Source organism: Paracoccus methylovorus (assembly GCF_016919705.1).
Taxonomy (GTDB): domain Bacteria; phylum Pseudomonadota; class Alphaproteobacteria; order Rhodobacterales; family Rhodobacteraceae; genus Paracoccus; species Paracoccus methylovorus.
Window position 1 is genome coordinate 95335 of sequence record NZ_CP070371.1, and the last position, 26940, is coordinate 122274.

36 protein-coding genes and 1 other RNA gene are annotated in these 26940 nt (G+C 63.1%); 27 read left to right on the top strand and 10 right to left on the bottom strand.

The window, feature by feature from the left end:
- Position 1: 1 nt before the first annotated feature.
- Both JWJ88_RS13610 and JWJ88_RS13615 read right to left on the bottom strand, forming a co-directional pair.
- Complete coding sequence (locus JWJ88_RS13610; RefSeq protein WP_205296332.1) at positions 2-943, bottom strand: hypothetical protein; 942 nt, start codon at positions 941-943, stop codon at positions 2-4.
- Positions 943-2214 (bottom strand): glutamate-5-semialdehyde dehydrogenase, encoded by a 1272-nt coding sequence (locus tag JWJ88_RS13615; RefSeq protein WP_205296333.1) that lies wholly within the window; start codon positions 2212-2214, stop codon positions 943-945. The genes JWJ88_RS13610 and JWJ88_RS13615 overlap by 1 nt, the downstream gene beginning before the upstream one ends.
- Positions 2215-2230: 16 nt before the next feature.
- Here JWJ88_RS13615 and JWJ88_RS13620 point away from each other — a divergent pair, with 16 nt between their 5' ends.
- The 14 genes from JWJ88_RS13620 to JWJ88_RS13685 all read left to right on the top strand — a co-directional run bounded on the left by JWJ88_RS13620 (position 2231) and on the right by JWJ88_RS13685 (position 10572).
- The gene (locus JWJ88_RS13620; protein ID WP_205296334.1) at positions 2231-2461 is read left to right on the top strand and encodes a hypothetical protein; all 231 of its coding nucleotides are present in this window, start codon (positions 2231-2233) and stop codon (positions 2459-2461) included.
- 597 nt (positions 2462-3058) lie between these two features.
- A complete protein-coding gene (locus JWJ88_RS13625; protein WP_205296335.1) occupies positions 3059-3358 on the top strand; it encodes a hypothetical protein in 300 nt (99 codons plus the stop codon).
- Positions 3355-3615 carry a hypothetical protein gene (locus tag JWJ88_RS13630; RefSeq protein ID WP_205296336.1) on the top strand — a complete coding sequence of 87 codons (261 nt, stop codon included), beginning with the start codon at positions 3355-3357 and terminating at the stop codon, positions 3613-3615. The genes JWJ88_RS13625 and JWJ88_RS13630 overlap by 4 nt, the downstream gene beginning before the upstream one ends.
- Positions 3616-3782: 167 nt before the next feature.
- Positions 3783-3998 (top strand): helix-turn-helix transcriptional regulator, encoded by a 216-nt coding sequence (locus tag JWJ88_RS13635; RefSeq protein ID WP_240200320.1) that lies wholly within the window; start codon positions 3783-3785, stop codon positions 3996-3998.
- Positions 3999-4078: 80 nt separating this feature from the next.
- Positions 4079-5293, top strand: coding sequence for a phage portal protein (locus tag JWJ88_RS13640; RefSeq protein WP_205296338.1), 1215 nt, complete (start codon positions 4079-4081; stop codon positions 5291-5293).
- The gene (locus tag JWJ88_RS13645; protein WP_205296339.1) at positions 5280-5666 is read left to right on the top strand and encodes a hypothetical protein; all 387 of its coding nucleotides are present in this window, start codon (positions 5280-5282) and stop codon (positions 5664-5666) included. The genes JWJ88_RS13640 and JWJ88_RS13645 overlap by 14 nt, the downstream gene beginning before the upstream one ends.
- Complete coding sequence (locus JWJ88_RS13650) at positions 5666-7192, top strand: phage major capsid protein (protein WP_205296340.1); 1527 nt, start codon at positions 5666-5668, stop codon at positions 7190-7192. Before JWJ88_RS13645 ends, JWJ88_RS13650 begins: the two co-directional genes overlap by 1 nt.
- Positions 7193-7233: 41 nt before the next feature.
- A complete protein-coding gene (locus JWJ88_RS13655) occupies positions 7234-7584 on the top strand; it encodes an HNH endonuclease signature motif containing protein (RefSeq protein ID WP_322985968.1) in 351 nt (116 codons plus the stop codon).
- Positions 7581-8066 carry a hypothetical protein gene (locus JWJ88_RS13660; protein ID WP_205296342.1) on the top strand — a complete coding sequence of 162 codons (486 nt, stop codon included), beginning with the start codon at positions 7581-7583 and terminating at the stop codon, positions 8064-8066. The genes JWJ88_RS13655 and JWJ88_RS13660 overlap by 4 nt, the downstream gene beginning before the upstream one ends.
- 3 nt (positions 8067-8069) lie before the next feature.
- Complete coding sequence (locus JWJ88_RS13665; RefSeq protein ID WP_205296343.1) at positions 8070-8537, top strand: hypothetical protein; 468 nt, start codon at positions 8070-8072, stop codon at positions 8535-8537.
- A 1-nt stretch (position 8538) separates the two neighbouring features.
- Positions 8539-8841 (top strand): head-tail connector protein, encoded by a 303-nt coding sequence (locus tag JWJ88_RS13670; protein ID WP_205296344.1) that lies wholly within the window; start codon positions 8539-8541, stop codon positions 8839-8841.
- Positions 8841-9251 carry an HK97-gp10 family putative phage morphogenesis protein gene (locus JWJ88_RS13675; protein WP_205296345.1) on the top strand — a complete coding sequence of 137 codons (411 nt, stop codon included), beginning with the start codon at positions 8841-8843 and terminating at the stop codon, positions 9249-9251. Before JWJ88_RS13670 ends, JWJ88_RS13675 begins: the two co-directional genes overlap by 1 nt.
- Positions 9248-9979, top strand: a complete 732-nt coding sequence (locus JWJ88_RS13680; protein ID WP_240200321.1) for a hypothetical protein — start codon at positions 9248-9250, stop codon at positions 9977-9979. The genes JWJ88_RS13675 and JWJ88_RS13680 overlap by 4 nt, the downstream gene beginning before the upstream one ends.
- Before the next feature lie 434 nt (positions 9980-10413).
- Positions 10414-10572: a hypothetical protein gene (locus JWJ88_RS13685; RefSeq protein WP_205296346.1), complete on the top strand. Its 159-nt coding sequence runs from the start codon at positions 10414-10416 to the stop codon at positions 10570-10572.
- Between the two features lie 29 nt (positions 10573-10601).
- Here the strand turns inward: JWJ88_RS13685 and JWJ88_RS13690 are convergent, their stop codons facing one another.
- Positions 10602-11339, bottom strand: coding sequence for a DUF4145 domain-containing protein (locus tag JWJ88_RS13690; RefSeq protein WP_205296347.1), 738 nt, complete (start codon positions 11337-11339; stop codon positions 10602-10604).
- A 106-nt stretch (positions 11340-11445) separates the two neighbouring features.
- On the bottom strand, positions 11446-11805 hold the full coding sequence (locus JWJ88_RS13695) for an Arc family DNA-binding protein (protein WP_240200322.1): 360 nt from the start codon (positions 11803-11805) through the stop codon (positions 11446-11448).
- 124 nt (positions 11806-11929) lie between these two features.
- On the opposite strand from JWJ88_RS13695, the gene JWJ88_RS13700 reads away from it, so the two are divergent.
- From JWJ88_RS13700 to JWJ88_RS13720, 5 genes are all read left to right on the top strand, one after another.
- Complete coding sequence (locus JWJ88_RS13700) at positions 11930-12079, top strand: Arc family DNA-binding protein (RefSeq protein WP_240200323.1); 150 nt, start codon at positions 11930-11932, stop codon at positions 12077-12079.
- A 25-nt stretch (positions 12080-12104) separates the two neighbouring features.
- Positions 12105-12332: a hypothetical protein gene (locus tag JWJ88_RS13705; RefSeq protein ID WP_205296349.1), complete on the top strand. Its 228-nt coding sequence runs from the start codon at positions 12105-12107 to the stop codon at positions 12330-12332.
- Positions 12329-12562, top strand: coding sequence for a hypothetical protein (locus tag JWJ88_RS13710; RefSeq protein ID WP_205296350.1), 234 nt, complete (start codon positions 12329-12331; stop codon positions 12560-12562). The genes JWJ88_RS13705 and JWJ88_RS13710 overlap by 4 nt, the downstream gene beginning before the upstream one ends.
- Before the next feature lies 1 nt (position 12563).
- Positions 12564-12806, top strand: coding sequence for a helix-turn-helix transcriptional regulator (locus tag JWJ88_RS13715; protein WP_205296351.1), 243 nt, complete (start codon positions 12564-12566; stop codon positions 12804-12806).
- 139 nt (positions 12807-12945) lie between these two features.
- The gene (locus tag JWJ88_RS13720) at positions 12946-13830 is read left to right on the top strand and encodes a tyrosine-type recombinase/integrase (RefSeq protein WP_240200324.1); all 885 of its coding nucleotides are present in this window, start codon (positions 12946-12948) and stop codon (positions 13828-13830) included.
- Between the two features lie 62 nt (positions 13831-13892).
- Here JWJ88_RS13720 and ssrA read toward each other — a convergent pair.
- The 6 genes from ssrA to JWJ88_RS13750 all read right to left on the bottom strand — a co-directional run bounded on the left by ssrA (position 13893) and on the right by JWJ88_RS13750 (position 19289).
- Positions 13893-14246, bottom strand: a transfer-messenger RNA (tmRNA) gene (gene ssrA / locus JWJ88_RS13725).
- 189 nt (positions 14247-14435) lie between these two features.
- Complete coding sequence (locus tag JWJ88_RS13730) at positions 14436-15488, bottom strand: ABC transporter substrate-binding protein (RefSeq protein WP_205296353.1); 1053 nt, start codon at positions 15486-15488, stop codon at positions 14436-14438.
- Between the two features lie 72 nt (positions 15489-15560).
- Positions 15561-16514 (bottom strand): TPM domain-containing protein, encoded by a 954-nt coding sequence (locus JWJ88_RS13735; RefSeq protein ID WP_205296354.1) that lies wholly within the window; start codon positions 16512-16514, stop codon positions 15561-15563.
- Between the two features lie 58 nt (positions 16515-16572).
- Positions 16573-17484, bottom strand: a complete 912-nt coding sequence (gene ppk2, locus JWJ88_RS13740) for a polyphosphate kinase 2 (protein ID WP_205296355.1) — start codon at positions 17482-17484, stop codon at positions 16573-16575.
- 1 nt (position 17485) lies between these two features.
- Positions 17486-18412, bottom strand: coding sequence for a homoserine O-succinyltransferase (locus JWJ88_RS13745; protein WP_205296852.1), 927 nt, complete (start codon positions 18410-18412; stop codon positions 17486-17488).
- Positions 18390-19289 (bottom strand): ATPase, encoded by a 900-nt coding sequence (locus JWJ88_RS13750; protein ID WP_205296356.1) that lies wholly within the window; start codon positions 19287-19289, stop codon positions 18390-18392. Before JWJ88_RS13750 ends, JWJ88_RS13745 begins: the two co-directional genes overlap by 23 nt.
- 227 nt (positions 19290-19516) lie before the next feature.
- Between JWJ88_RS13750 and JWJ88_RS13755 the strand changes: the two genes are divergently transcribed.
- The 8 genes from JWJ88_RS13755 to JWJ88_RS13790 all read left to right on the top strand — a co-directional run bounded on the left by JWJ88_RS13755 (position 19517) and on the right by JWJ88_RS13790 (position 26922).
- Entirely contained in the window at positions 19517-20686 is a 1170-nt protein-coding gene (locus tag JWJ88_RS13755) for a peptidoglycan glycosyltransferase FtsW (RefSeq protein WP_205296357.1), read from the top strand.
- Positions 20683-21771 carry a UDP-N-acetylglucosamine--N-acetylmuramyl-(pentapeptide) pyrophosphoryl-undecaprenol N-acetylglucosamine transferase gene (locus JWJ88_RS13760; RefSeq protein ID WP_205296358.1) on the top strand — a complete coding sequence of 363 codons (1089 nt, stop codon included), beginning with the start codon at positions 20683-20685 and terminating at the stop codon, positions 21769-21771. The genes JWJ88_RS13755 and JWJ88_RS13760 overlap by 4 nt, the downstream gene beginning before the upstream one ends.
- Positions 21768-23195, top strand: coding sequence for a UDP-N-acetylmuramate--L-alanine ligase (gene murC, locus JWJ88_RS13765; RefSeq protein WP_205296359.1), 1428 nt, complete (start codon positions 21768-21770; stop codon positions 23193-23195). Before JWJ88_RS13760 ends, murC begins: the two co-directional genes overlap by 4 nt.
- Positions 23192-23461 carry a DUF2484 family protein gene (locus JWJ88_RS13770; protein WP_205296360.1) on the top strand — a complete coding sequence of 90 codons (270 nt, stop codon included), beginning with the start codon at positions 23192-23194 and terminating at the stop codon, positions 23459-23461. The genes murC and JWJ88_RS13770 overlap by 4 nt, the downstream gene beginning before the upstream one ends.
- A 4-nt stretch (positions 23462-23465) precedes the next feature.
- Positions 23466-23834, top strand: coding sequence for a hypothetical protein (locus tag JWJ88_RS13775; protein ID WP_205296361.1), 369 nt, complete (start codon positions 23466-23468; stop codon positions 23832-23834).
- A gap of 109 nt (positions 23835-23943) precedes the next feature.
- Complete coding sequence (gene murB / locus JWJ88_RS13780) at positions 23944-24870, top strand: UDP-N-acetylmuramate dehydrogenase (RefSeq protein WP_205296853.1); 927 nt, start codon at positions 23944-23946, stop codon at positions 24868-24870.
- 118 nt (positions 24871-24988) lie between these two features.
- The gene (locus JWJ88_RS13785; protein WP_205296362.1) at positions 24989-25912 is read left to right on the top strand and encodes a D-alanine--D-alanine ligase; all 924 of its coding nucleotides are present in this window, start codon (positions 24989-24991) and stop codon (positions 25910-25912) included.
- Positions 25900-26922, top strand: a complete 1023-nt coding sequence (locus JWJ88_RS13790) for a cell division protein FtsQ/DivIB (RefSeq protein WP_205296363.1) — start codon at positions 25900-25902, stop codon at positions 26920-26922. The genes JWJ88_RS13785 and JWJ88_RS13790 overlap by 13 nt, the downstream gene beginning before the upstream one ends.
- The last annotated feature ends 18 nt before the right edge of the window (positions 26923-26940 follow it).

Here is a 26940-nt window from a genome sequence, read left to right on the forward strand (position 1 = left end):
CTCAGATCCCGGCGGCCTTCAGCGCGCGATCCAACCGGCGCGCCCAGGCCGGGGGGATATCGGGCTCCTCGTCCAGCAGCAGCGACAGCCGCTCGGCTGCATCCGGGTCGCCGTTTTCCAAAAGCAATACCCCCGCCTGAAACCGGGTGCCCGCAGGGGCGTCGGTGGTCAGCGCCCGTAATTCGCGTATTGCCCGGACGGGGTGGCGCGCCAAGGCGGCAGTCGCCAGGTTCAACCGATAGGTTTTGGACGCGCGGCGCGCGTGGCGATGCATCTGGCGGATCGCCGTGACATCCAGCCGGTCCTGTACCACCATTTCGGCGATCCGGCCGACACCTCCCGCTGTCACGATCACCCCGGTTGCCGGATGCCCGCCGAATGGCAGGGAAAGGGGCGACAACCGCGGGAATCCGGCCCGGATCAGCGCGGCATGATTCCTGTCGGCGCGGATGGTGGGATCATAGATCAGAATTCCGCTCAGGTCGGGGTTGCCCTGCGTTTCAGGTCTGGGCATGGGTAGGCCGATTTGGGCGAACTTCCCGTGCCGGCCGGGATCAAAAGGCGCAACCTCGGGATCGATGCAATATTGCGGTGAAACCGCCATGACGCGAGTGGCATGACAGGCTGCCGAATAAAGCAACGCCGCATAGCCACCCATCGAGAAACCGCTTGCCACGACCTCGGCATAGCCTCGCGTGACGCGCGCCAGAGCCTCGGCCAGCGCCGCGCTGCGGTCCGAGACGAACCAGTCGCGCCTCGCGGTCTGCACCACCAATGCGTCGATCCCCAATCTCGCTGCGAAATGCGGAGCTGAGACCGGACCGAAGCCCGCCATCCGGTCGCGGCCATGTTCAAAACTGACGATGGCGCCGCGCCCGTTACCCGTTCCGCGAAACAGCGTGATACGGTGGCGGGCGTCCTGATGCAGCCTTTCGGGACGCATCAGGGGCGGATGGTGCCGTCGCCGGTAACCAGATATTTGAAGCTGGTCAGTTGCTCGGCGCCCACCGGTCCGCGGGCATGCATCTTGCCGGTGGCGATGCCGATCTCACCGCCCATGCCGAACTCGCCTCCATCCGCGAATTGCGTTGAGGCGTTGCGCATCAGGATGGCGCTGTCCAGCCCTTTGAAGAAACGCTCGGCAGTGGCGTCGCTTTCGGTCAGGATCGATTCGGTATGACCCGAACCGTAGCGGCGGATATGGGCGATCGCCTCGTCCACACCATCCACCAGTTTCGCGGCGATGATCTTGTCCAGGAATTCTTGCCCGAAATCCGAAGGCTCGGCCGAAATGGTGCCCGGGATCTTTGCCAACTCGCCCTCGGCCCGCACCTCGACGCCGGCGTCCAGCAGATCCTGCACCAGCACGGGGCCGTGTTTCGTGTAGAACTGCCAGTCGATCAGCAGGCATTCGGCAGCACCGCAGATGCCGGTGCGGCGGGTCTTGGCATTCAGAACCACGCGACGGGCCTTGTCTAGATCGGCGTCGCGGTCGGCATAGACGTGGCAGATGCCCTCCAGATGGGCAAAAACCGGGACGCGGGCCTCCTTCTGCACCAGCCCCACCAGACCCTTGCCGCCTCTCGGCACGATCACGTCGATGAATTCCTGCGCGCGCAGCATGGCGGCGACAGCCTCGCGGTCGCGGGTCGGCACCATCTGCACCGAAGCCTCGGGCAGCCCGGCTTGCTTCAGCCCCGTGACCAGCGCCTTGTGGATGGCGGCCGAGCTGTTGAGGCTTTCTGAACCGCCGCGCAGGATCACCGCGTTGCCGGCCTTGAGCGCCAGCGCGGCCGCATCGGCGGTAACATTCGGCCGGCTTTCATAAATCACGCCGATAACGCCCAAAGGCGTCGCAACGCGCTGGATATGCAACCCGTTCGGCCGGTCCCATTCGGCCAGGATCTTGCCGACCGGGTCCTCCTGCGCCGCGACCGAGCGCAGCGCCTCGGCCATGGCGCGGATGCGTGCGGGATCCAGCAACAGCCGGTCGAGCATGGCGGGGCTCAGCCCTTTCGCTTCGGCGTAGTGCATGTCCTCGGCATTGGCGTCGAGAATTGCATTCTCGGACTTCAGGATCGCTTCGGCGGCACCGATCAAGGCGGCATATTTGCGCTCGGCCGTTGCCTCGGCCAGCGCAGCGGCGGCCTTGCGGGCCTTTTGCCCAAGATCCGCGATCAGTGCATCGGCATCGGAAGAGGTCAGGTCTTTCATGGCGGCATCCCCTTGCATGACGGCTGAAATAGGGCGCGATGGAGCGAAAAACCAGATGAAAAGGGGGGAAGGTGCAGGAATTTGCGCGGAAATGGTAAGCGCATTGTTCCTGCAAGAAAAGCGCTTTTCAAGCGCTTCGGAACAGATCGAGGGCGTATCGAGAACAATCCGCTTCACTGTAAAGCGCTTATTCTCCTGGATCGGTCGTGACGATGGCGGATCGCAAGAAGAGAACCGTTGTCGATGAAGGCCGTCGCGTAATGGCGAATTCCGTCAGGATGGACCTTCCTTTGTCGGTAGAGCTTCTTTCCGTGGATTGCGGTGACGCTAGCTTTATTGCACCCCTCGCTGCAGTGCTGCATACCCCGCACCCCGTTTCAGGGCATCATCCGACATTTCCCTCGGGCTGGCCTATTCGGTGTTTGCTCGCGCCCAGCCTGAATTTGGGCCTGACGGGCCTGAAATCGGCGGCTGATGGGCTTGAGATTTTCATGGGGTTAGGGGGCGTCACTTCATGAATATCAATGTCTTAGATATGCTTTTTGGGCCTGACGGGCTTGACGGGCCTGAAAATCCCGCGCGCACGTAAGAGGCGTATTCTAGCAAGGCGAAGAAAAAAACGTCTTCCGCGTAAAGGTTAAACTTTCAAGCCCATCAAGCCCGTCAGGCCCAAAAAGAAAGGTTAACCCATTGAATATAAACAATCGAGGGTAAGGGTTTTCGCCTCATTTTCAAGCCCATTTCCAGTTTCACTAAGCCCGTCAAGCCCACTGCTAAACATCGAAATACAATATGTAGTATTTATGATTGATTATAATACAATATGTAGAGATGGGTTCGCGAAATGAGACAACCAGCGAAACACTTCCGAAGAACGACCAGCGATGATCAGGCCAAAGTCATCATCCAGCGGATTATGGCCATCGACTACGAGCTGATGTCCATCGGCACCGGGGGGTCGAACATGGGCCGGGCCCCGCTCAATGCGAAAGCCTCGGATGTGCTGCTACGGATGCAACGCCAGCTGCGTATCCTGCGCATCGACATGGAGGTTGAGCGCGGCTTTGATTGCGCGCCTGTTGTCCCGGATCGTCAACCGGCTCGCGTCTGGCCTCGGGCGTATCGGCGGAGGAAAGGCAGATGATCGGGCAGACCTTCGCAGCCGTTGACCGGATCGAGATCGTGGGCGGATCGGCAAGTGGGCTGCGCACCCGTCGCGGTGCGCTGGCGGCGCTCGGGGTGCCAATGACCTGCCCGGATCGGTTTCTGGTCCTGTTGGTCGAGGATGATGGCGGACAGGCAGTGCTTTGGGACGGTGCGAGCTATGCCGAGGCGATCCTTGGGGCGGAACGGCGCGCGGTTGTCTGGCGGGTGCCGGTGCTTGACCGGGTGGTCGAGTGAGGGCCGGGGGGTGGTCTTCGTCTTTGGCCCTTTGGTGGGGACCGGCGGGGGGAGGCGAACGCTACATTTGCGCTAAATAGGCTTTTTTCGTTTTAAGTCAAAGCGCTGAAGGTGGTATGTTACGGAAAGTCCGGGGAATGACAATGCTGAAACAGGGAAAAAACGATATGCCGCCGCTGGACCGCTGGCGCGTCGATGCGATGCTTGAGCCTGAACGGAAAATCTGGGGGCTGAACCAGATCGCCGAGGTGCTGGGCGTGAGTGTCAATACGGCCCGCACATGGGCGCAGTTGCCGAATGTGCCGATCTACAAGCCGTCCGGTTCGGGAAGCTATTTTGCCTTCCGCTCCGAACTTCTCGCATGGCTTCGCCGCAAGACCTAAACGGATTTGTAGGAATTTGGAGGATTTTGTAGGAATTTGGAGCTTCTCTGACCGGCGCGGCACCCCGCATAAACTGGTCCATGAGCATCTGGACCTATCTTCGCAAAGCCTTCACGCCCGAGCAAAAGTCGCTCGCCTCGCCCGATGCGGCGATGGAGGTCATCTTCGGTGCCGAGACAACTTCGGTCGGCGCTGTGGTATCGTCGCAAGCGGCACTGCGGGTGCCCGCCGTCGCCAATGCGATCCAGCTTATCAGCGAGGCGGTTGCCAGCCTTGACGTGACGGTGAAGCGGATCGAGGGCAGCGCCGAGGTTGATGTTCCCGATCACCCGGCGCTTGCCATCCTGCGCGGTGAGGCGAACGACTGGACCTCGGGTTTCGAGATGATCCGGCAGATCGTCATTGACGCCCTGAAAAGCGATGCGGGCGGCCTGGCGTGGGTCAACCGGGTGAACGGCAAGCCGCATGAGATAATCCGCTACGCCACCTCGGCAATGCGCTTCGACACCGATCTTGAGACGGGCGAGCGGTTCTATTGGCTGATGAATCGACCGATCCCGGCGCGCGATGTGATCCACCTGTTGCCGCCGCTGGGTCGTGCGCCCCTGTCGCTGGCGCGGGAAGCTATCGGGATTGCGCTGGCGCTGGACCGTCACGCAAGCAAACTGTTCACCCGTGGCGCGCGTCCGTCTGGGGCGCTGCTGATCCCGCAAGGCATTGGCGAGGAAGCGGTGAAGGCGGCGCGGAAGGCGTGGCGCACCGCGCATGAGGGCGAGGATCAGGGCCGCACGGCGATCCTTTATGACGGCATGACGTTCGAGCCGTTCACCTTCAACTCGACCGATGCGCAGTTCCTTGAAAACCGCCGCTTCCAGATCGAGGAAATCGGGCGGGCGTTCAACATCCCGTCGCCCATGCTTGGCGCATTGGAGCGGGCCACATGGTCCAACTCGGAACAGAAGGGCCGCGAGTTCCTGTCCTACACCCTTGAGCCGTGGTTGCTGGGGCTGGAAGGGGCGTTGCGGCGGGCGCTGTTTTCGGATGCCGAGCGGCGCGACCATGTGATCCGCTTCGACCGCGACGACCTGACGCGGGCCGATCTGGCGACCCGCGCGACGGTCATCAACAGCCTGATCGCCAGCCGCACCATCAACCCGAACGAGGGCCGGGGCTGGCTTGGCGTGCCGCCTCGCCCGGGCGGCGATGAATTCCTTAACCCGAACATCAGCGCGGCACCTGTTCCGCACCTGATCGGAAAGCCCGTTTCCAAGGAAGAAACCGATGCAACTGAATGACATTCTCATGGATGCTCAAGGCCAAGACACCGGGCGCGACTTCGAACTGGTCGATCCTGTGACCGGCCAGCCCACCGGGATCAAGCTGCGCATTGCCGGCCCTGACAGCGCCACGCAGGCCCGCGCCCGGTTGCAAATGGTAGATGATCTGGCCGACGCCGCCGATGGCGAGGGCAAGGTTCCTGCGGCGGATCGTGAGCGGGTGCGGCTCAACACGCTGGCGCGCTGCGTTCTTGGCTGGGAGATCAGCGAAAACGGCGAGCCGGTTCCCTTCAATCACGCCTCGGTCGTGCGCCTTCTCAGGGCGGCGCTCTGGGTTCAGCAACAGGTCGATGCCTTCGCCTCCGACCGTGCGGCGTTCCGGGGGCAGTGATGGATCGGATCGAGTTCAAGGCGCAGTTCAGCGTTGACGATGAAGGCCGGATCGAGGGCCTTGCCTCCGTATTCGGGACTGCGGATCGCGGTGGCGATATCGTTCACAAGGGCGCGTTTTCCGGCGCATCATTCCCCATTCCCATGCTTGACGGCCACGATCAGGCCGAGGTGATCGGCGTCTGGCAAGAAGGCGTCGAGACGAGCGAGGGGCTGCGGGTCAAGGGCAAGCTCACCCTTTCGGTGCCGCGAGCGCGCGAGGTCCGGGACCTGATCATGGACAAGGCCCTGCAAGGCCTTTCCATCGGTTATCAGGCCACGCGCAAGGCGGCGCGGCGCGGCGGCGGGCGCGATCTTCATGCCGTCGATCTTCTCGAAATCAGCGTGGTTGCGGTGCCGATGCACCCCGGCGCGCGCATCACGTCAGCAAAGGACATGACCATGACGGACAAGACCGAAGATAAAACCGTGGACAAGGACGAGGGCGGCATCGCGGCACTGGAAGCCAAGATGGCCGATCTTGAGAAGAAGGCCGACACCGCGCCGCTGGTAGCACGGCTGGACAAGATCGAGGCCAAGGTGAACCGCCCGCGCGGCGATGCCGAGGCCGGGGAAGCGGACGAAAAGAAGGCGGCGTTTGTCGAATACCTGCGGTCTGGCGTTGTCGAGGGCAAGGCCCTGACCACGGCCAGCGACACGGCCAACCACATCCTTGCGCCCGAACAGGTCGAGACGGACTTTCTGCGCAACCTGATCGAGTTCAGCCCGATCCGCACCATCGCGGATGTGCGCAGCACCAGCGCCGCCAAGGTCATCCTGCCCATCCGCACCAGCGTTACCAACGCGGTCTGGGTTGGCGAGACGCAGGCCCGCACTGGCAGCGCACCGGGTTTCGATCAGGGGGCTGTCGAGATCAGGGAACTTGCCACCTTTGTTGATATGTCGCTGCAACTCTCCGAGGACAGCGCCAACGTGCTGGGCGAGGTCAATCTGGCCTTGGCCGAGGACTTCGGCCAGAAGGAAAGCCTTGCCTTCGTCAACGGCAGCACGGCGCTTGAACCCTCGGGCTTCATGGTAAATGCCGACATTGCCGCCACCGACAACGGCCATGTTGCAAATCTCGATCCCGATGCACTGATCGCGATGATGTATTCGCTGCCCGCGACCTACCGGCAGGCGGGCACATGGGTGATGAACGGCAGCACTCTGGCAACCATCCGCACCCTGAAAGACGGGGATGGGCGCTATCTGTGGCAGCCGAGCTATCAGGCCGGACAGCCCGAAACCATCCTTGGCCGTCCGGTGGTCGAGGCGGTGGACATGCCTGACGTCGCGGAAGATGCCGAACCCATCATTTTCGGGGACTTCAAGCGCGGCTATCGCATCTATGACCGGCTGTCGCTGTCGATCCTTGCCGATCCGTTCACCCAGCGCCATCTGGGGCTGGCGCGCTATCACGCCCGCCGCCGCGTCGGCGCTGATGTGGTTCGCCCGACCGCCTTCCGCAAGCTGGTCATGGCCGTCTGATGCCGGTGCGCGCGCCTCGCATATGCTCCTGCGGCAAGGTGGTGGCTTCGGGGGCCACCTGCCCATGCCAGGCGAAGCGCGCGGCGGAACGCAAGGCGCGGTTCGACAAGACCCGGCCAAACAGCAGCCAGCGCGGCTATGGGCGCAGTTGGGAGAAGGCCCGCAAGGTCTTTCTCGCGCGGCCCGAGAACCGCTTCTGCAAATGGCCGGGGTGCGATCTGGGCCACAAGGGCGGGCCTGCACTGGCGTCCCATGTCGATCACATCATTCCGCACAAGGGCGATTCTGCGCTGCGGGACGATCCGCGCAACTGGCAGGGGCTTTGCGCCCATCATCACAACAGCGCCAAGCAAAGGCTGGAACGGCGCAACATCCGAAAGGCTATGCCATGACCATCTATGCAACGAACGGCACGCGCGTCTATATCGGCGGGCCTCTTGCCGCGAAATCGGCCGACTTCGTTTTTGCCGACTTTTCGGCCCAGACGGCGCTCTGGACAGAAATCGGGGAAGCCGAAGGGCTTGGGACCGTGGGCGACACCTCGACCGAGATCACCTTTGATGCCATCGCTTCGCAGCGGACGCGGCGTCTCAAGGGCGCCCGCAACGCCGGCACCATGGAAATCGTCTGCGGCATCGACGCCAAGGACGAGGGCCAGATTGCGGCCATCGCGGCTGAAAAGACCCCGCACGACTATGCGATCAAGCTGGTTCTGAACGACGCCCCGGCAGGTGGCACCCCCTCCGAGCGTTACTTCGTCGCCAAGGTCGCATCGGCTGCGGAACAGTTCGACACCGCCAACTCGGTGATGAAGCTGAATATCTCGCTCTGGGTGAACAGCAATATCGTTCATGTGGATGCGGCCGAGGCCTGAGCCATGCTTTACCCGACCGCTGGTGCCCGGCTCTATATCGCCGACGCCCCTGCACGGGGCGCTGGTGGCGTTCTGCCTGTCGCGGGCTGGGTCGAGATCGGCGAGACGGAAGCCCTTGGTCTGTTGGGCGTGCAATGGGGTGTAGCGTCCACAGATCTGGCAACCGAGGAATATGACGGCCCTGACGGCTACCTGGTTGAGTATTCCGTGAAGACTGCCCTGCGCCAGTCGCCCATGCAAATTGTCTTGGGCAATGATCCGTCTGATCCGGGGCAGGTGCTTCTCTGGACTGCCGCACGCTCGACTAACCACTACCCTTTCCGTCTGGTGCTTCCAGATGGCGTCTCAAGCCGGGCGTGGTTCGGGTTGGTTACGGCCCTTGTCGAGGTTTTCGACAGCGCGAACTCGGTGATGAAGCTGCAAGCGGATGTGCTGCCTGCGACGCCAATCATCCGCAATGATGGAGCCTGACATGGCAATCGTCACGCTTGAACAGATGAAAGACCAGCTTGGGTTGACGGCAGATCAGGACGCAGATGACGCCCTGATTTCCGGCAAGATCGAAGCCGCCCAGGATCACGTCGAACGCTTGCTGGGATACACCTTTGCCGAGCGTTACCCCGATCCGGCCATCATCCCGGCATCGCTGAAAGAAGCGGTGATGCAGCTTGCCGCATGGTGGTTCGAGAACCGCGAGGCGGTCAGCGACGTGAGCCGCAGCCTGCCGTTCGGCGTGGCCGAGATTGTCAATGAATATCGAGAGTGGGCGTTCTGATGGCGGATGATGGCGGTCTTTCCAGCTTCCAGAAGCGCATGCGGGCCATCCCCAAGGCTGCCCGCGAGGCGGTCAAGCCTGCGCTGATGAAATCGGCCTATGAGATACAGGACGCCATGGAGGCGCTGGCCCCCGAGGATACGGGCGACCTGATAGGCTCGATCACCGTCACCGGGCCGGGGCAATCCACGCCGCCCTATAGCCAGCCGGGCGGCTCAATGGTGGTCCCTGAAAACGAGGTGGCAATCACTGTGGGCAATACCGCCGTGCGCTATCCCCATCTGGTCGAATACGGCACCGTCAATTCGCAAGCGCAGCCGTTCTTCTGGCCGGCCTTCCGCATGACCCGAAAGCGGGCCTTGGCTCGCATCAAGCGGGCCATCGGCAAAGCAATCCGGGAGGCGAAATGAATATCGATCTGGAAGTGCAGAAAGCCATCCGCGCCCGCCTGACCACCACTGCCGTGGGCGTTCCCCCGGTGCAGATCCTCGACACCAACCAGAAGCCCGCCGCGCTGCCCGCGATTATCCTTGGCGACAGCCAGGCCGTGGACGAGGGCACCAGCCTGCGTCGCGCCCATATCGGGACAAGGCGAAGAAGGCCGAGCATTCGCCCTTCGACCGCGACAGCTTCCTGCAATTCAACCTCAACCGCTGGCTGGATCATCGCTGCAAGACGAGAACGGGAAGCCCGGCGCGGCCAGCTTGGCAAGGGCCGGTTCGAGATGCTGGTGAAGGAACTGGTGGCGGTGATCCGGCTGGCGTTCGAGGCTGGCGCGACGGCCACGCTGTTCGGGCTGGAAGGCCCCTTGCGCGCCGGTATCAGGGCCGACCTCTGCCGGCAGGGCTGGCGCTGGCAGGACGCCGACGACATGGCCCGCGAGATGCTGAACGAAGCTTTCCGGGCGGTGCGGGCCACCCGTCCGGGCTGGGATGAAGGACAACCGGAATGGATCATTCACGCAGGAACCCTGATCGAGCGGACCCGCTGCGTTCGCTGTCACGTGCCATTGCCCGAGGGTCATTTCAAGTTCTGCGGGGACGTGTGCAAGAGCAGTTATCACAGCAACCTCAGCCTGCTGAAAAGCGCGGGGGAGGATCAAGTGATAAAGATCGTGACGAAGCATCGCTCGATCTGACTGCGCGGTGTGCGCACTGTGCCGCGCCATTACCTGAGAACCACCACGCAAATCGAAAATACTGCTCGACCAGATGCTATAAGCAGAGCGTCCGGCAACTGGAGCGTGAGGCGGCTCTGGCCTTGAAGCAGGGGAAAACCTGCGCCCAGTGTGGAACTCCGATGCCGCTTACTCGCCGTCTTGCCGCAAAGTTCTGCTCCTTGGAATGCAATCATCGCGCCAACAGAGGTATAAGGGAGACGCGAGCCTGCCGTCATTGCGGCAAGGGCTTCCGTCCACGCCGTAGGACGCAGGAGTATTGCTCGAAAACCTGCCAGCTTGCAGCGGTGCGTGATGCACAATGGGCGCCATGCGAATGGTGCGGGGCATTGTATCGACGGCGGCGCGCCGTTCAGCGGTATTGCGGGGCGTCCTGTTCGTCCAAGGCAAAACACGTGGCGGGGGTGCTGCGGCATTACCCGCGCAAGCTGACCGCGCGGCTTCTGGACCGGACATTCGAGCGGATACGCCCCAAGCGCCGCTATGTCATGCAACTCACACCCGCCCGCCTCGACCGCTTGTTCGACGCGATCTTGCGGAAGATAGCGCCCTGAGTCAGAAGCCTGACACCAATTCGCTTCGGCTATGCCCCTGTGTCAGGGGGTAGTTGAGGGGTGCGGAGTTCCTTTTTGCTGTCTGCCATCTCTTTGAGGGCAGCAAGTCGAGCGCCACGCTTTTCCCGTGCGATATACCATTCGTCGAACAGCATCTCGGTCAGCTCGATCAAGAGCTGCGCTTCGTCGGGTTCCACCGGAATAATGAGATCGATATCCTTTTCCATATGGGCGCCGATGTTGCCAATTGCTCTAATCCGGTCGATGGCATCGACGCTCTCGTCCGATACGCCCCTAGGCGCGGTTCCTGCGTCCACCGCCCCTCTTAGTGCTTTGATTTCTTGATCCAAGCTATGCTTTTTGATGTTGCAGAAATCTCTTATCATGCTTTGGAGGCAGCGACGGATCAGGGTCGCAGCGGCCTTTGGACTTAGGTCGCGGATGCGGCAAGCCTCAGTATAGTCTTCCCTGATAGCTTGAGGAATGTAGTCAGGAATGGGTCGAGCTGCCCCTTGTGGGCGCAATGTCCAAGACTCGAGAGAACCGGGCGTCGGACTCATGCGACCGATTGCGTCAGTTCTCATATTTCTAAGGCGACCGATTAGGGTGGTTTGCGCACAGTCAGGGTTGGCGCAAGTAGTGGCTTCGATTGTAAAGCCTATCTGTCCTTCTGCGTTTTTCTCCACATGGATATGAACTGTTTCAACATAGCGCTGGTCTGCTTGGACAATCTGCCGGATCTGGCAATAGGGGCAGGTATAATGCATGAGGGGCTCACTGACTTGCTCTGGGTACAAAGATGCATGACTGCGTTCAGCAGTTCAGCGCGTTCGCCAGAAGCTTCGTTTGCTCGTTGGGGATCAGGATCATTGGTTAGTCATCTGACTCGGGCTTGGTGTGTCGAACCTTAAGCTGACGTCGAAGCTGGTTAAGGAAATCTATTGATCGTTCAAGCTCTTGCTTGAACGTATCCTCAATGATTTCGCTGCGCTCTGTCCAGTCTTCCATTCCCATCCTGCGAGCATCTTCAGGGCCTGCGCCCGCGCTGACTGCGAGTTCATAAGGCAGGTCTGCCTCAAGCCAGTATTCCAACGCCATGACGATTTCGGCGTTCATACTGCGGTTGTTTCGTTCTGCGGCGGCCTTGATCCGGTCCCGCATCCCATCGGGAAGGCGGAGCATGAATTTATCGTTGAGCGCGCGATTTTCAGTGTTCTGTGCCATGATGGCCATTGGACGCATTTTCTAGATTGACGCAATAGCGTCCATCGGACACTATAAGTCCATCGGACACTATGAGGGCAAAATGCAACACCGAACCTGCACTGAAAGATACATTGTCAGGATGCCAGACGGAATGCGGGACCGAATCAAGGCGATGGCGGGCGAGAACGAGCGTTCGATGAACGCGGAAATCGTCTTTCATCTTCGCAAGGCCATCGCTGCAGCCGGCCAGAACGAACAAGACCGCCAGGGCGGCCACCCTGACGGTCTCATGCAATCCTAAACCACGAAGAAAAAGGATCTTGCCCATGAACATGGTGCAAACGTCGAGCGATATCAATCCCCCTTGCGGGCAGACCTACGAACAGGACCACGATGCAACCTACCGGTTGGCGAGCGAGGTTCGCGCGCTGGCAATGGCCCTGCAAACGGTGATCGAGGCGAACGACCTCAATAGCAACAAGCATCCCGCGTGGATGCTGTCTGATATGCTGGTCGCGGCAACGCTCGACCTGGAGCGGAGGGTCGGCCTATGACCCCCTCGCTCGAAGCCTATCTTGCTGAACAACAATCCCTCGCCTTGAAAGTGCGCTGCGCGGCAGGGGCGTTGGAGAATATGCTGGATGCCGGGTTCGGTAACACGGAAGCGGCGTCGGAAGTCGCCAGCAAGCTCGGTTTGCTGGCGCATAATCTGCAAAATGCTTTGGATATCACCAACCTCGAGAAGGTGGCGCGATCCGATCATGCCATCGAAAGGGGGTGCTGACATGGCCCGCCGTCCTGCATTGGGGGACCGTCCCCCGGCTTATCCCGACAAGTCGACACTCGCGGCGGAACTCTGCGTCTCCGAGGCGACGGTCGATGATTGGACCAAAAAGGGCATTCTGCCCAAGCCGTGCCGCCTGGCGGGTTCTGTTCGGTGGTGCTGGGCCGATGTTGAGGCAAAGCTGACCCCGCCGGCCGGCGATCCCGTCAGTCCATTCCAAAAGGTGTTGCACGATGTCATTTAAGATTTCACTGCCGCGCGGGGTCCATCGCGTAAAGTCCCGGGGCCGGACCTACTACTACTATCAAGAGGGGCGGGGAACGGTGCAACCCGGCGCTCGCATCCGCCTTCCTGACGATCCTCGGCAACCCGAGTTCTGGGCCATGATCAACAAGATTGAGGGGGTTCCCGAGCGGACGGATACGATTGGCGCGCTGATTGATGCATATATCGCGGCTTGGCCTGGTCTGCGGAAGAAGCTCGCGCCGTCTACGCAGGACTATTACCGGCGTTATCTGGCGGTGGTGAAGAAGATCTGGGGCAACCTACCTGCCGCCGACCTGATGCCGGCCGATGTGGAAGCGCTGATCGTCAAGATCGGGACGGAGAAGCCGGGCAGGGCAAACAACATCCTCTATGCGCTGCGCAGCATGTGTTCCTGGGCGAGGGGGCCGGTGGGTCACCTGACGACCGACCCGACGCATGGCGTGAAGACATACCAGAGCAATGAGGGACACAAGCCTTGGACGCCGGAACAGATCGCATTTGCCGAGATGAACTTCACGGGGGTGCTGCGGCGGGCATACTTCTTGGCGCGCTACACAGGCCAGCGGGCCAGCGACATTGTTCGGCTGGGGTGGACTGACGTGGACGGCGAAACGCTGTCTCTGCGGCAGAAAAAGACCGGAGTGCGGCCCGTCTGTCCGATCTTCCCCGAACTGGCGGCCGAGATGACGACCTGGGAAAAGCGCCCGGGTCCCTTCCTGCTGCAAGGCGTTGGCAAGAGCGCCGGCAAGCCCATCAGCACGAATCAGCTGTGGAAGGTGTTTGACGAGTTCAGGGGCAAGCATCCGGAACTGGATGGGGCGGTATGGCACGGCCTGCGCGCCAACGCAGTCACCAGCCTGAGGCGGCTTGGATACACAGGACCGCAGATCAGCGATGCAATAGGATTGTCGGTGGAAATGGTCGAGCGATACAGCCGCCATGAGGACAAGAAGGCCGGCGCTCACTCTCTGCTGAGGGATTATCGTGAACGCAAACTGTAAAACTTCGCAAAACTGGACAACAGAAGCCCAAGGAAAACAGCACGGTATGAGATGGATAATAAGGTGCAGGATTCTGTTGCCAGGCTCCTGCGGGCCCCGCCTTACGCTGCTAGGCGGAAGGGCTTAAGTTTCGGTTACCCGAGCTGCTTACGCAGCCAGAGCGACCGGAGCACGGTTGTCGTTGGCAACTGTACATTTTGCACCGATAACGGTGGTAGCTCACCGAGACAAAGCAAACAGCTTTAGACGTTCGTCGATCCTGTTTCGGCCCCATGTGCCCCCAACGAGGGATTTTGGTGGAGCCGCCGGGTACCGCCCCCGGGTCCGATCCGCTTATTACCTGCGCGTTTATGTCCATAGCCCGGGCGAACCCGAACGGCTTGAATATAGGGCCGGTGCCGGCTGCACGCAAGAGAGGGGAACGCCGTTCCCCTCTTGGCCCGCGGTACGGGCCAATTCACCCCTTGGGATATTTCGACACGGAAGAATACGCCAAGGTCGAAACGCGGCGCGCGCCCTTCTCTGTTGTCCAAATACCCATGCGGGCCGTGCCATGGGCGAAATGCCCTGCCAGTGGGGCGGGGCGATGCAAGCAAGGGGCGGGATCAGAAGCCGGCCTTGATCTTTTCGAATTCCTGCAATTGGCGTTCACGCTGCTGGGGGTCGTTCGGGGTCTGGGCCAGGATCGGGGCATCCACGGCCGAGAGTCCCTCTTGGACCGCCGGCTCGTCCTTGATCGTGTCCATGGCCACGGTTGAGGTGTGGCCGTAGCCGATCGTGTCCAGAAGGCCTTTTGCTGCTTCGGGGGCGAGCCAGGCGTTGATGAAATCGTAGGCTTTATCTTCGTTGCCCGGCCCGTTCTTGAGATTGACGAAGCCGCAGAAAAAGGTCGAACTGCCCTCTTTCGGGGCGCGCTGGAAACCCACTGGGAAGCCGTCGTTTTCCAGCAGCACCACGCCATCGTTCCAGGACCATGCGACGTCCACCGCGCCCGAGGCCATCAGTTGCGCCTGCTCGGCCGGGTCGGCCCAATAGGCTGCGACGTTCTGATGCGCCTGGCGCAGCCAGTCGGCAGCGGCGTTGAACTGGTCGTCGGTGACTTCGGTCCAGTCGGTGGTGCCGGTCGCAAGATAAGCCAGCGCCCAGACGTCGTCAGCCGAATCGGGCAGCGAGGTACGGCCTTGATATTTCGGGTCGGTAAAGATGTTCAGGCTGGCGACGTCCTCGGGCGGGACATTGTCCGTGTTATAGGCGATGGCGGTCGCGCCCCAATCGGTCGGGATATACCAGACGCCCTGATCATCCTTGAAAATTTCCGATTCGAGGAACTTGGGATCAAGGGTTTCAAAGGCCGGAATCCTGGACACGTCCCAAGGCTCGATCAACCCGGCATCGCGGTATTTCGAGACCATCTGGGAACATGGATGCGCCAGGTCCGCTTTGAAGCCCGAGGCCAGCTTTTGATAAGCCTCGTCGTCATCGCCATAGAAGGCGAAGGTCGGGCTGTCGCCATGCTGGTTGATATAGCCTTGGAAGATCACTGGCTCCTCGAACCCGGCCCAGTCAAAGACCGTCAGTTGAGAATCTGCGGCCCAGGCGGCCGTCAGGCTGGTGCTGGCCAGCGCCAGCGCAAGGGCGGGGAAGCGAATAGATTTCATGTCCGTGTTTTCCTTGGGGCAGTTTGAACCGAGGCTAGCGGTCCAGCGAGGCCCTCGCAAGCACGGCGGTGCCTACCAGCGACCCGATGCGCCTCCGCCGCGCGACGAGCCGCCGCCGAAGCCCGAAGAACCGCGTGAGGCGCTGCGATAGCCCGGTGTGGGCTCGCTGCGCAGCATGGTGCCGGTTGGTCCATACCAGACAGTCCGAGGCCGCAGGCTCTGCCTTGTCTCGGTCCAGCCGCAGGCCAAGCAGCGGCGGGTTACATTGTCATGCGAGACCAAATGGCCGCCTTCGGGCAATGGTGTTTCCAGCGGCGTGGTGGCAGTTTCCAATCCGCGCCGGCCGCATTGCGGGCACCGGTTGCGTCGCCAGATCTGCCGCGCGATGCCGCCAAGGATCAGCAACCATGCGCCGCCGAAGATGTAGGGGACGAGGCGGTCCATCAGGCTGTCTTTGGATCCCCCCGCCGGATGGCCTGCTGCGGTCGGCTGGGCGATCAGTTCGATCACAGCTTGCGTTGCTTCGCGGATGCCATGCGAAATCCGGCCGTCACGCAAGGCGGGCAGCATGGTGTTGCGCATGATCTCTTGCGCAAGAATATCGGCATCGTTTTCGTAGCCGCTGCCCAGCTCGATACGGGCCTCGCGATCCTGTGCCAGCACGAGCACCATGAAGCCATCGTTGCGCGTGGCCTCACCTACGCCCCAGTGGTTGAAGAGCCGGGTGGCGAATGGTTCAAGTCCGTCGGTCCCGCCATAGCGCGCGCGGTCGGACAGGGTGACGACCGTTCCCTCGATGCCGGTCTGGTCCTTGAGCAAAGCCAGCGCCGTGTCGATGGTCTGTGCGTCCTCGGGCGTCAGCAGGTCGGCGAAATCATTGATGCGGACATGCTGCCAGTCGGGCAGATCTTGGGCCTGCGCCGGCAACAGCGCCAGCCAGAGCAGGGCGAAAAGGCTGGCGAGCCCGCTAAGGACGGGCCGCAACGCTTTGGCGGCAGGGGCGGTGATCTGGAACGGTCGGGCCATCGGTGATCCTTGCTTGCCTGTCGTTGAACGCGCGGCCCAAGTCGGGTGTTCCGGGGCCTTATCCGGGCAGGATCTCGGGGCCACCAGCGATCTGCGGGTCGGGCTTGCCGATCAGGTCGTCATCGCGTCCGGCGAACTCGACCGCGCGCAGGATGGTCTGGATGGCGGCGAGCCGGGCGCGGCGCTTGTCGTCGGCGCGGATCACGGTCCATGGTGCGATGCCGGAATGGCTGCGCAGCAAGGTGTCGTGGATCGCCGCGGTGTAGTCGTCCCATTTTGCCAGCCCCTCGACATCAACAGGGCTGAGCTTCCATTGTTTCAGCGGATCCTGCTCTCGGTCGAGAAAGCGGGTAAGCTGTTCGGCGCGGCCCACCTCGAGCCACAGTTTGACCAGAATCACCCCGTCATCGACCAGCATGTTTTCAAACAGTGGCAACTGGCGGAAAAAGGTCTCGCGCTGCGCGTCCGAGCTGAAGCCGAAAACCTTTTCGACCACCCCGCGGTTATACCAGCTTCGGTCGAACAATGCGATTTCGCCGCGGGCGGGCAGCCAGTCGACGTAGCGCTGGAAATACCACTCGTCCGCCTCGCGTTCGCTGGGTTTGGGCAGGGCGACGATATAGGCGGATCGCGGGTTCAGGTTCTCGCGCACCCGCTCGATGGTGCCGCCCTTGCCGGCGGCGTCGCGGCCCTCGAACAGCACGACCACGCGCTTGCCCGTATGGATCACGTCGCGCATCAGCCGGACAAGCTGCAGTTGCAGCCCCTGCATCTGCACGTCGTATTCCTTGCCCTTCATCTCTTCGGCATAGGGATAGGATGGATCGAGAATGCGCTTGCCGTCCGCTGCCACGACCTTCTTGCGTAACGTCTCGGGGGCGTCCTTTTCCAGATAGCGGGTGATCGCGCCCACGAAGGGAAGATCGGGCAGCGATTTCGGCTTGTCGTTTTTCTTGCCGTTGCTGGCCATGTCACGCCTCGCCGATGCGGTTCAGGTCGAAATGGGTGGTCTGGTAGATTTCGTTGATCCAGTTGCCGTAAAGCAGGTGGGCATGGCTGCGCCAGCGGTTCGTCGGCGGACGCGTGGGGTCGTTGTCGGGGTAATAGTTCACCGGCACGTTGACTGGTTTGCCCGCGGTCGCGTCGCGATCATATTCGTCCTTGAGCGTCGTGCTGTCATATTCGAAATGGTTGAAGACATAAAGCGCACGGTGATCCGGGTCCTGCAACAGGCAAGGCCCGACCTGATCCGAGGCGATCAGCGTCTGCAGCGCCGGGATGGCGTCCACCTCGTCCTGGCGCACCTCGGTCCAGCGGCTGACGGGAACCAGCACATCGTCGGAAAAACCGCGCAGATAGGGGCTGGCCGGGGTCAGGTTGCGATGCCGGAAGCAGCCGAAGGCCTTGTGATCCAGCAGGTGCTTTTTCAGCCGGTGGAAATGCCAGGCCATCGCCATACCGCCCCAGCAGACGCCGAAGGTCGAGTGGACATGGCTTTGCGTCCAGTCGAAGACGCGCGTCAACTCGTCCCAATAGGTCACCTGATCAAAGGGCAGGTGCTCGATGGGGGCGCCGGTGATGATGAGCCCGTCGAACTTCTCGCCCGTTTCCTCGACTTCGCTGAAGCGGCGGTAAAATGCGGCCAGATGATCGGCGGCGGTGTTGCGGCTTTCGTGATCGGACATGCGGATCAACTGAAAGTCGATCTGCAGAGGCGTTGCGCCGATCAGCCGGGCGAACTGGTTTTCCGTCTGGATCTTTTTCGGCATCAGGTTCAGCAGGCCGATCCGCAGCGGCCGGATGTCCTGCATCGCCGCCCGGCCCGGCGACATGACCATGACGCCTTCGTTCGACAGGATGTCATAGGCGGGCAGGTCATTTGGCAGGGTGATGGGCATCATGCGTCCTTTCTGTCGATGGCCGTCTTTCGATGGCATGGCCGATCAAGGCGATCAGATCGTCCGGGGTTTTTACCTGAACGACCTCTTCGGCCAGCAGCGTTACGCCACGTCGCGCCATGGCCTCGTATCGTGGCTGGCGGTGGGCCAGCGCCCGGGCATAGGTCCAGCGGATGAATTCGTCGGGGTTCACCTGATCCTCGCGCAGGCCCTTTTCGACCCGGTAGTCGGTCCATGCGCGGTCGAGGAATTCAGGCTGGTAATACATCGGCTTGGGCGCGCGGTCGAAGCGGCGCACCAGCTCTTCGGTATGGGCGTCCGAGCCCTTGATCCACACCAGCAGCAATTCGCGTTCCAGCGCATCCAGCACCGGGTCGCTTTCCGCGAACGGGTCCACCACCTCGCAGACCGAGCCGCCGGAATCGCAGACGAAATGGTCGAAGGCATATATTTCCTGGGCGCGTCGGATGAAATGGCCGGAATCCAGCAGTGCGGCGATCTCGGCGGCCCGGTGCTGGGCCTGACGGCGCATGTATTCCTCGAACTCCAGCCCGCCGCGGGTGACGCTGCCCGGCTTGCCCAGATAGGTCGAAAGCGGGGCGAGGTTCTCAAAGGTGATGTTGCTGGCGATATAGACCGAATCCGACAGCAGCAGTTCACGCAGGAACGGCACCTTCATCGCCTCGCGCTTGAAGTTGTCGGCGATCAACTCGCCCATGTAGCGGGTGCCGATGCGGTAATCGATCGAGTAATGGAACCAATCACCCGAGGCGCGCAGCATCGAGGCAAGGAACGTCTTGCCCAGCCCGGACATGCCAAAGAAAAGCACACGCTTTTTTGGGGCGGCCATCCATCCGGCCTTGGTCTGGTAAAGCATGGGCGATCCTTTTGCACGGCTTGGGGATAGTTAATCCCCCGCAGGGCCAAGGAAAAGGGGGCAGGGCGGCAGGATGGGCCGGGGGTGCTTTTCCCGCCCTGCTGGCGGTGTAAGCGTCTGTCGCATGTGTTAACCAATCCGTGGTAGCGCGCTGTCCCTAATCGCGCTATGCTGCCCGCAGACCCGGAAAACGGGCACGTATATCGAGGCAGTGACGGCGGTATCCCATGACCGAGATGGTCTTTGGCACCACGCCCGTACGGGCAGGTGACCCGATTCTTCCACGTTGGTGGCGCACCGTGGACCGGTGGTCCTTGGCCTGTGTGCTGGGGCTTTTCGCGGTAGGGCTGCTTTTGGGCCTGGCGGCATCGGTGCCGCTGGCCGAAAAGAACGGCCTGCCACAGTTCTATTACGTCACCCGGCAAGCGGTGTTCGGCGCGATGGCGCTGGCGGTGATGCTGGTGATCTCGACCTTTTCGCCCAGAATGGTGCGACGGATCGGCGTGATGGGCTTTCTTGTCGCGTTCGTGGTGCTGGCTGTATTGCCCTTTGTCGGCACCGATTTCGGCAAGGGCGCGGTGCGCTGGCTGCGGTTGCCGGGCGGGATGTCGGTGCAACCCTCCGAATTCCTCAAGCCCTGTTTCGTCGCCATCTGCGCATGGTTCATGGCGGCGAGCCAAGAGGTCGGCGGCCCCCCCGGCAAGTCCTTTTCATTCGGGCTGGCCGTCGTGGTGGTCCTGTTGCTGGCCATGCAGCCCGACTTTGGTCAGGCTTCGCTGGTGCTGTTTTCGTGGTGCGTGATGTATTTCATCGCCGGCGCGCCGCTTTACCTGCTGGGCGGCGTGATGGGGCTGGCCTGCGTCGGCGGTATCTTCGCCTATGGCGCATCCGAGCACTTCGCCCGGCGCATCAACGGCTTTCTGGCGGCCGAGATTGATCCGCGCACCCAGCTTGGCTATGCCACCAACGCCATTCAGGAGGGCGGATTCTTCGGCGTGGGCGTGGGCGAGGGCTCGGTTAAGTGGTCGCTGCCCGACGCGCATACCGATTTCATCATCGCGGTCGCGGCCGAGGAATATGGCCTGATCCTGGTCCTGATCATCATCGCTCTTTACACCACCATCGTCATCCGCTCGCTCTTGCGGCTTCAGGGTGAACGCGACCCCTTTGTCCGCATCGCCGGCACCGGGCTGGCCTGCGCCTTTGGTGTGCAGGCACTGATAAATATGGGCGTGGCGGTGCGGCTGCTGCCCGCCAAGGGCATGACGCTGCCCTTCGTCAGCTATGGCGGTTCGTCGGTGATTGCATCGGGGATTGCTCTGGGGATGCTTCTGGCACTGACCCGCTCGCGTCCGCAGGGCCGGATCGGCGACGTGCTTGGGCGAGGGCGGGGATGAGTTCCGGTCCGCTATGCCTGATCGCCGCCGGAGGGACCGGCGGTCATATGTTTCCCGCACAATCGCTGGCCGAGGTGTTGCTGGCGCAGGGCTGGCGGGTCAAGCTTTCGACTGATGAGCGCGGCGCGCGCTATGCCGGCGCCTTCCCGCCCGAAGTCGTGCGCGAGGTGGTCAGTTCCGCCACAACCGCCCGAGGCGGCGCGCCGGCCAAGCTGGCTGTGCCCTTTCGCATCGGCGCCGGCATTTGGGCCGCGATCCGGGCGATGCGGGCAGACCGTCCCGCCGCAGTGGTGGGCTTTGGCGGTTATCCGACGATCCCGGCCATGTCGGCGGCGCTGATGTTGCGCATCCCGCGCATGATCCACGAACAAAACGGCGTCATGGGCCGCGTGAACGCATTTTTTGCACGGCGGGTGGATCGCGTGGCCTGCGGTACCTGGCCGACCGAGCTGCCGTCGGGTGTCACCGGCATCCACACCGGCAATCCGGTGCGGCAGGCGGTGCTGGACCGAGCGGGGGCGCCTTATACGTCTCCGGGTGCGGGGGGGGTGAACCTGTTGGTGATCGGCGGCAGTCAAGGCGCGCGTGTTCTGTCCGACGTGGTGCCCGCAGCCATCGCCGGCCTGCCTGCAGAGTTGCGCGCCCGCCTGTCGGTCAGCCATCAGGCCCGGGCCGAGGATACCGAGCGTGTCACCGACGCCTATCGCGCGGCCGGCATCGCCGCGGTGGTGCGGCCGTTTTTCGACGACGTCCCGCAGCGGCTGGCGGACTGCCAACTGGTGGTCAGCCGGGCGGGGGCGTCCTCAATCGCTGACATCACGGTGATCGGCCGTCCGGCGATCCTGATCCCCTATGCCGCCGCCACCGGCGACCACCAGACCGCCAACGCCCGCGCCCTTGCCGAATCCGGCGCGGCGCTTCTGATGCCCGAATCCGTGCTTGACGCCGAGAGCCTCAGGCGCGACATGCGGGACATCCTTTCCGACAGTGCCCGCGCCACCACGATGGCAGCAGCGGCGCTAACGCTTGCCCGCCCCGATGCGGCGCAGCGCCTTGCAGATTTAGTGACGGAACTTACCCGATGAACGCAGCGACCAAACTTCCGGGCGAGCTTGGCCCCATCCATTTCATCGGCATCGGCGGCATCGGCATGTCCGGCATCGCCGAGGTGCTGATGACGCTGGGCTATCAGGTGCAGGGCTCGGACGCAAAGCGCTCGAAGATCACCGACCGGCTGGAGACGCTGGGCGCCGCCATCTTCGAAGGTCAGTCGGCTGAAAACATTGGAGATGCCGGCGTGGTCGTGATCTCGACCGCGATCAAGAAGGGCAACCCCGAGCTGGAAGAAGCACGCCGCCGTGGCCTGCCCGTGGTGCGCCGGGCCGAGATGCTGGCCGAGTTGATGCGGTTGAAATCCAACGTTGCCATTGCCGGCACGCATGGCAAGACCACGACCACCACCATGGTCGCCACGCTGCTGGACGCCGGAGGCTTCGACCCGACGGTCATCAACGGCGGGGTGATCCACGCCTATGGCTCGAACGCGCGCGCCGGGGCAGGCGAATGGATGGTGGTCGAGGCCGACGAATCGGATGGCAGCTTCAACCGTCTGCCCGCAACTATCGCAATTGTGACCAACATCGACCCCGAGCATATGGAGCATTGGGGCAGTTTCGACGCGCTGCGCAAAGGCTTTCAGGATTTCGTCTCGAACATTCCCTTTTATGGGCTGGCCGTCTGCTGCACCGACCACCCGGAGGTGCAATCGCTGGTCGGCAGGCTGACCGACCGCCGCGTCGTGACCTTTGGCTTCAACGCTCAGGCCGACGTGCGCGCCGTGAACCTGCGCTATGAATCCGGGGTTGCGCATTTCGACATCGCCTTGCAGGGCGAGGCAGAACTGAACGACGGCCAGGCCCCGGTTATCGAGGGCTGCACCTTGCCGATGCCGGGCGACCACAACGTCTCGAACGCGCTGGCCGCCGTCGCCGTCGCCCGCCATCTGGGGATGAAGCGCGCCCAGATCCGCGAGGCGCTGGCCCGGTTCGGCGGGGTCAGCCGCCGCTTTACCCGTGTGGGCGAAGTGGGGGGTGTCACCATCATCGACGATTACGGCCACCACCCGGTCGAGATCGCGGCGGTTCTGAAAGCCGCCCGCCAGGCGACGAAAGGCCGGGTCATCGCCGTGCATCAGCCGCATCGCTATAGCCGGCTGTCCAGCCTTTTCGACGATTTCTGCACCTGCTTCAACGAAGCCGACGTCGTGGCCATCGCCGAGGTCTATTCGGCAGGCGAGGACCCCATTCCAGGCGCCAGCCGCGACGATCTGGTGGCCGGCCTGATTGCCCATGGCCACCGTCATGCCCGCTCGGTGATCGACGAGGCCGATCTGTCGCGGCTGGTGCGCGAACAGGCGCGGCCGGGCGACATGGTGGTCTGCCTTGGCGCCGGAACGATCTCGACCTGGGCCAACAACCTGCCTGAACGCCTGACGGAGGAGGCCGCGTGATCGCGCTGGCCAGCCATCCCGCCACGGCGGCGCTTTGTGCGGTACTGTGGGGCGTGTTGGCGTGCCTTTTGCCTTTCGTGCGGATGCGCTGGCGCAATTCGGCGCTTTGGACACTGGTGCTGTGCGGCGTGCCGGTGCTGGGCTGGCTGACCTATCTTTGCGGGCCGGGCTTTGGCGTGTTGTTCCTGTCGCTGGGCCTGTCGCTGCTGGTCTGGCCGCCCTTTGCCTCGCGCAGCGGGCGCGGACCCCGGCACGGGGCGCATTGAGCGGATGGAAGTCGTCTGGCTGATCGTCGGGCTGACCCTCGCCACGACCATGTGGTTCGGGGCGGTGCGCATGGCCTCGCGCTCTTTCGGGGCGATGGGGATCGGTCTGGCGACCCTGCTTGTCGCGGCCGGGTTGTGCTATCTGATCGGCGAAAGCAAGACGGGTGGTTATCTGGCTGGCATCATCGGCATGTTGCTGAGCATGTTGATGCTGATTGCGGCAGGCGGGCTGGTGGCGGGGGCGTTCCTGCGCTGGCTTTACGACCGGTTGCGGCCGCCAGAGGCGCCGCGCGCGCCGCTGCGCCCGGCATGGGATGTGATGTGCATCGTTGCGCTGGCCGGGCTGGCCGTCATCTTCAGCGCCATGGAGTAATCGCGCGGCCGCATCGCGATGCTTCGGCTGCGGTTGATACGGAACGCGGCGGGTAGCGGCCGCATTGACGCCTTGCGCTGCGCTGATTAGGAGCGGCAGCATGACCCAGATGCTCCCTAGCCCGCGCGGCACCCTGACCCCAAACCGAGCCCTTGCCGACTTGACCTGGCTGCGGGTCGGCGGCCCTGCCGACTGGCTTTTCCAGCCCACAGACGAAGAGGATCTGGCGGATTTCCTGCGCGGCCTTGACCCGGCGGTGCAGGTATTTGCGATGGGCGTCGGCTCGAACCTGATCGTGCGCGATGGCGGCATTCGCGGCGTGGTGGTCCGGCTGGGACGCGGCTTCAACACCATCTCTTGCGACGGCGGTGTCGTCACGGCGGGCGCGGCGGCGCTGGATGCCCATGTCGCGCGCCGCGCGGCCGAGGCGGGGCTGGACCTGACATTCCTGCGCACCATTCCGGGCAGCGTCGGTGGCGCGGTGCGGATGAATGCAGGCTGTTATGGCACCTATATCGCCGATCACCTGATCGCGGTCCGTGCTGTGGCGCGGGATGGCAGCGTTCATGAAATTCCGGCTGCCGATCTGCGTCTGGCCTATCGCCACTCGGAAATCCCCGAAGGTTGGGTGGTGACGCAAGCCCGCTTTCATGCCGAACCGGGCGACCCGGCCACCTTGGCCGCGACGATGGAACAGCAACTTGCCCGCCGCGACGCCAGCCAGCCGACGCGCGAACGCAGCGCGGGATCGACCTTCCGCAACCCGGCCGGGTTTTCCTCGACCGGGCGGGCGGATGACAGTCACGAGTTGAAGGCCTGGTCGCTGATCGATGCGGCGGGCCTGCGCGGTCATCGCTTGGGCGGGGCGCAGATGTCGGAAAAGCATCCGAATTTCCTGCTGAATGCGGATGGCGCCACGGCGGCCGAACTGGAGGCCCTGGGTGAGTTGGTGCGCCAGAAGGTGCGCGAGACCAGCGGGCACGAGCTGCAATGGGAGGTCATCCGCATCGGCGATCCTGACCCGCATAAGCCGTAAGTCGCCGACATTGCCGGAATTATCGCGCAAAACGCGAAATAGGGACTTTTGCGATTCCGTCCAAGCCGCTATCCTGATCCGATAAATACCCGGATCAACCGGGGATAAGAGGCAGGAATTGGTGGGCAGGTCGAGCAGGACAGCCCCGAAAGTCGTCGTCCTGATGGGCGGGCCCTCGGCCGAGCGCGAGGTTTCGCTGTCGTCGGGGCATGAATGCGCGGTTGCGCTGCGGCAGGCGGGCTATGAAGTCGTCGAATTGGATGCGGGCAGGGATCTGCCCGCGCGTCTGGCCGAGCATGCGCCGGACGTTGTCTTCAACGCCCTGCATGGCCGCTGGGGCGAAGACGGCTGCGTGCAGGGCCTGCTGGAGTGGCTGGGCTATCCCTATACGCATTCCGGCGTGCTGGCCTCGGCCCTGGCCATGGACAAGACCCGCGCCAAGGATGTCCTGCGCCTTGCCGGCCTGCCGGTGTTGGAAAGCGTGATCGCCGATGCCGCTGAGGTGCGCGCCCGCCACGTCATGGCGCCGCCCTATGTCGTCAAGCCGAATGACGAGGGGTCGTCGGTCGGGGTCTATATCGTGCACGAGGCCGCGAACGGCCCGCCGCAGCTTTCCGAACAGATGCCCGCGCGGGTCATGGTCGAAACCTATGCCCCCGGCCGCGAACTGACCGTCGCCGTTCTGGGCGATCGCGCGCTTGGCGTAACCGAAATCGTGACCGAGGGCTGGTATGACTATGATGCCAAATACACGCCCGGCGGGTCGCGCCACGTCATCCCGGCCGATATTCCCGAGGAAATCGCTGCCGCCTGTCGCAAGCAGGCTGTGCAGGCGCATCAGGCGCTGGGGTGCCGGGGGCTGAGCCGCAGCGATTTCCGCTGGGACGACACCCGCGGCCTTGAGGGGCTGATTATCCTCGAGGTGAACACGCAGCCCGGCATGACGCCAACCTCGCTTGCGCCCGAACAGGCGGCCCATGTCGGCATGGACTTCCCGGCGCTATGCCGCTGGATCGTCGAGGACACGCTATGCAGGGCCTGAACCCATTCCAGCGCGGGCAAGGCGCGGACAGCAGGCCGGCGCCGGCACGTCCCGCCCCTGCGCGCCCGGCCCCCGTGCAACAGCGCACGACGCGCAGGGACCCTGCGCCTTCGCGGCTGGCCTATCGGCTGAACCGGCTGATGCTGCGCCCGCTGGTGCGGCGGTTGGTGCATGTCGGACTGCCGGCCTTTCTGGCGGCCTTGGTGGCAGGGATCTGGCTGTCGGACGACACCCGTCGCGCCAATCTGACCGGCGGTATCGACGCCGTCGTGGACCATGTTCAGCATCGCGACGAGTTCATGGTCAAGATGATGACCATCGAGGGCGCTTCTCCGGTCGTGGACAAGGGCCTGCGCGCCATGTTGCCGGTGGAACTGCCTGCCTCGAGCTTTGACCTCGATCTGGAAAAACTGCGCGAACGCGTGCTCAAGCTTGACGCGGTCGAGGCGGTGGACCTGCGCATCAAGCCGGGCGGGGTCTTGTCTGCTGTCGTGACCGAACGCGTGCCGGTGGTGCTGTGGCGCCATGCGCGCGGTATCGAGTTGCTGGACAAGACCGGGCACCGCGTCGCGTCGGTCACGTCGCGCGATGTGCGGGGCGATCTGCCGATCATCGCTGGCGAGGGGGCTGATCGTGCCGCACCCGAGGCGCTGGCGCTGATCGATGCCGCCGGCCCGATCTTGCCACGCCTGCGCGGGCTGGAGCGAATGGGCGAGCGACGCTGGGACGTGGTGCTGGATCGCGGCCAGCGCATCAAGCTGCCCGAGGACAAGGCCCTGCAGGCGCTGGAGCGCGTCATCGCGCTGGACCGCGCCCAGCACATGCTGGACCGCGACATCAGCGTCGTCGATCTGCGGCAAGAGGCGCGGCCGGTGGTCCAGCTTGGGTTGGAGGCGCAAAACGCCATCCGCCAGGCCCGGGGTCAGCCGGAACTGGGCCCGGATGGCAAGCCCCTTGAGGCCGGGGCGACGGCGGGCAAGGCGACGAACACGACCAAAAAGAGCGGCTAACGGCTTGAGGAGGCAGCG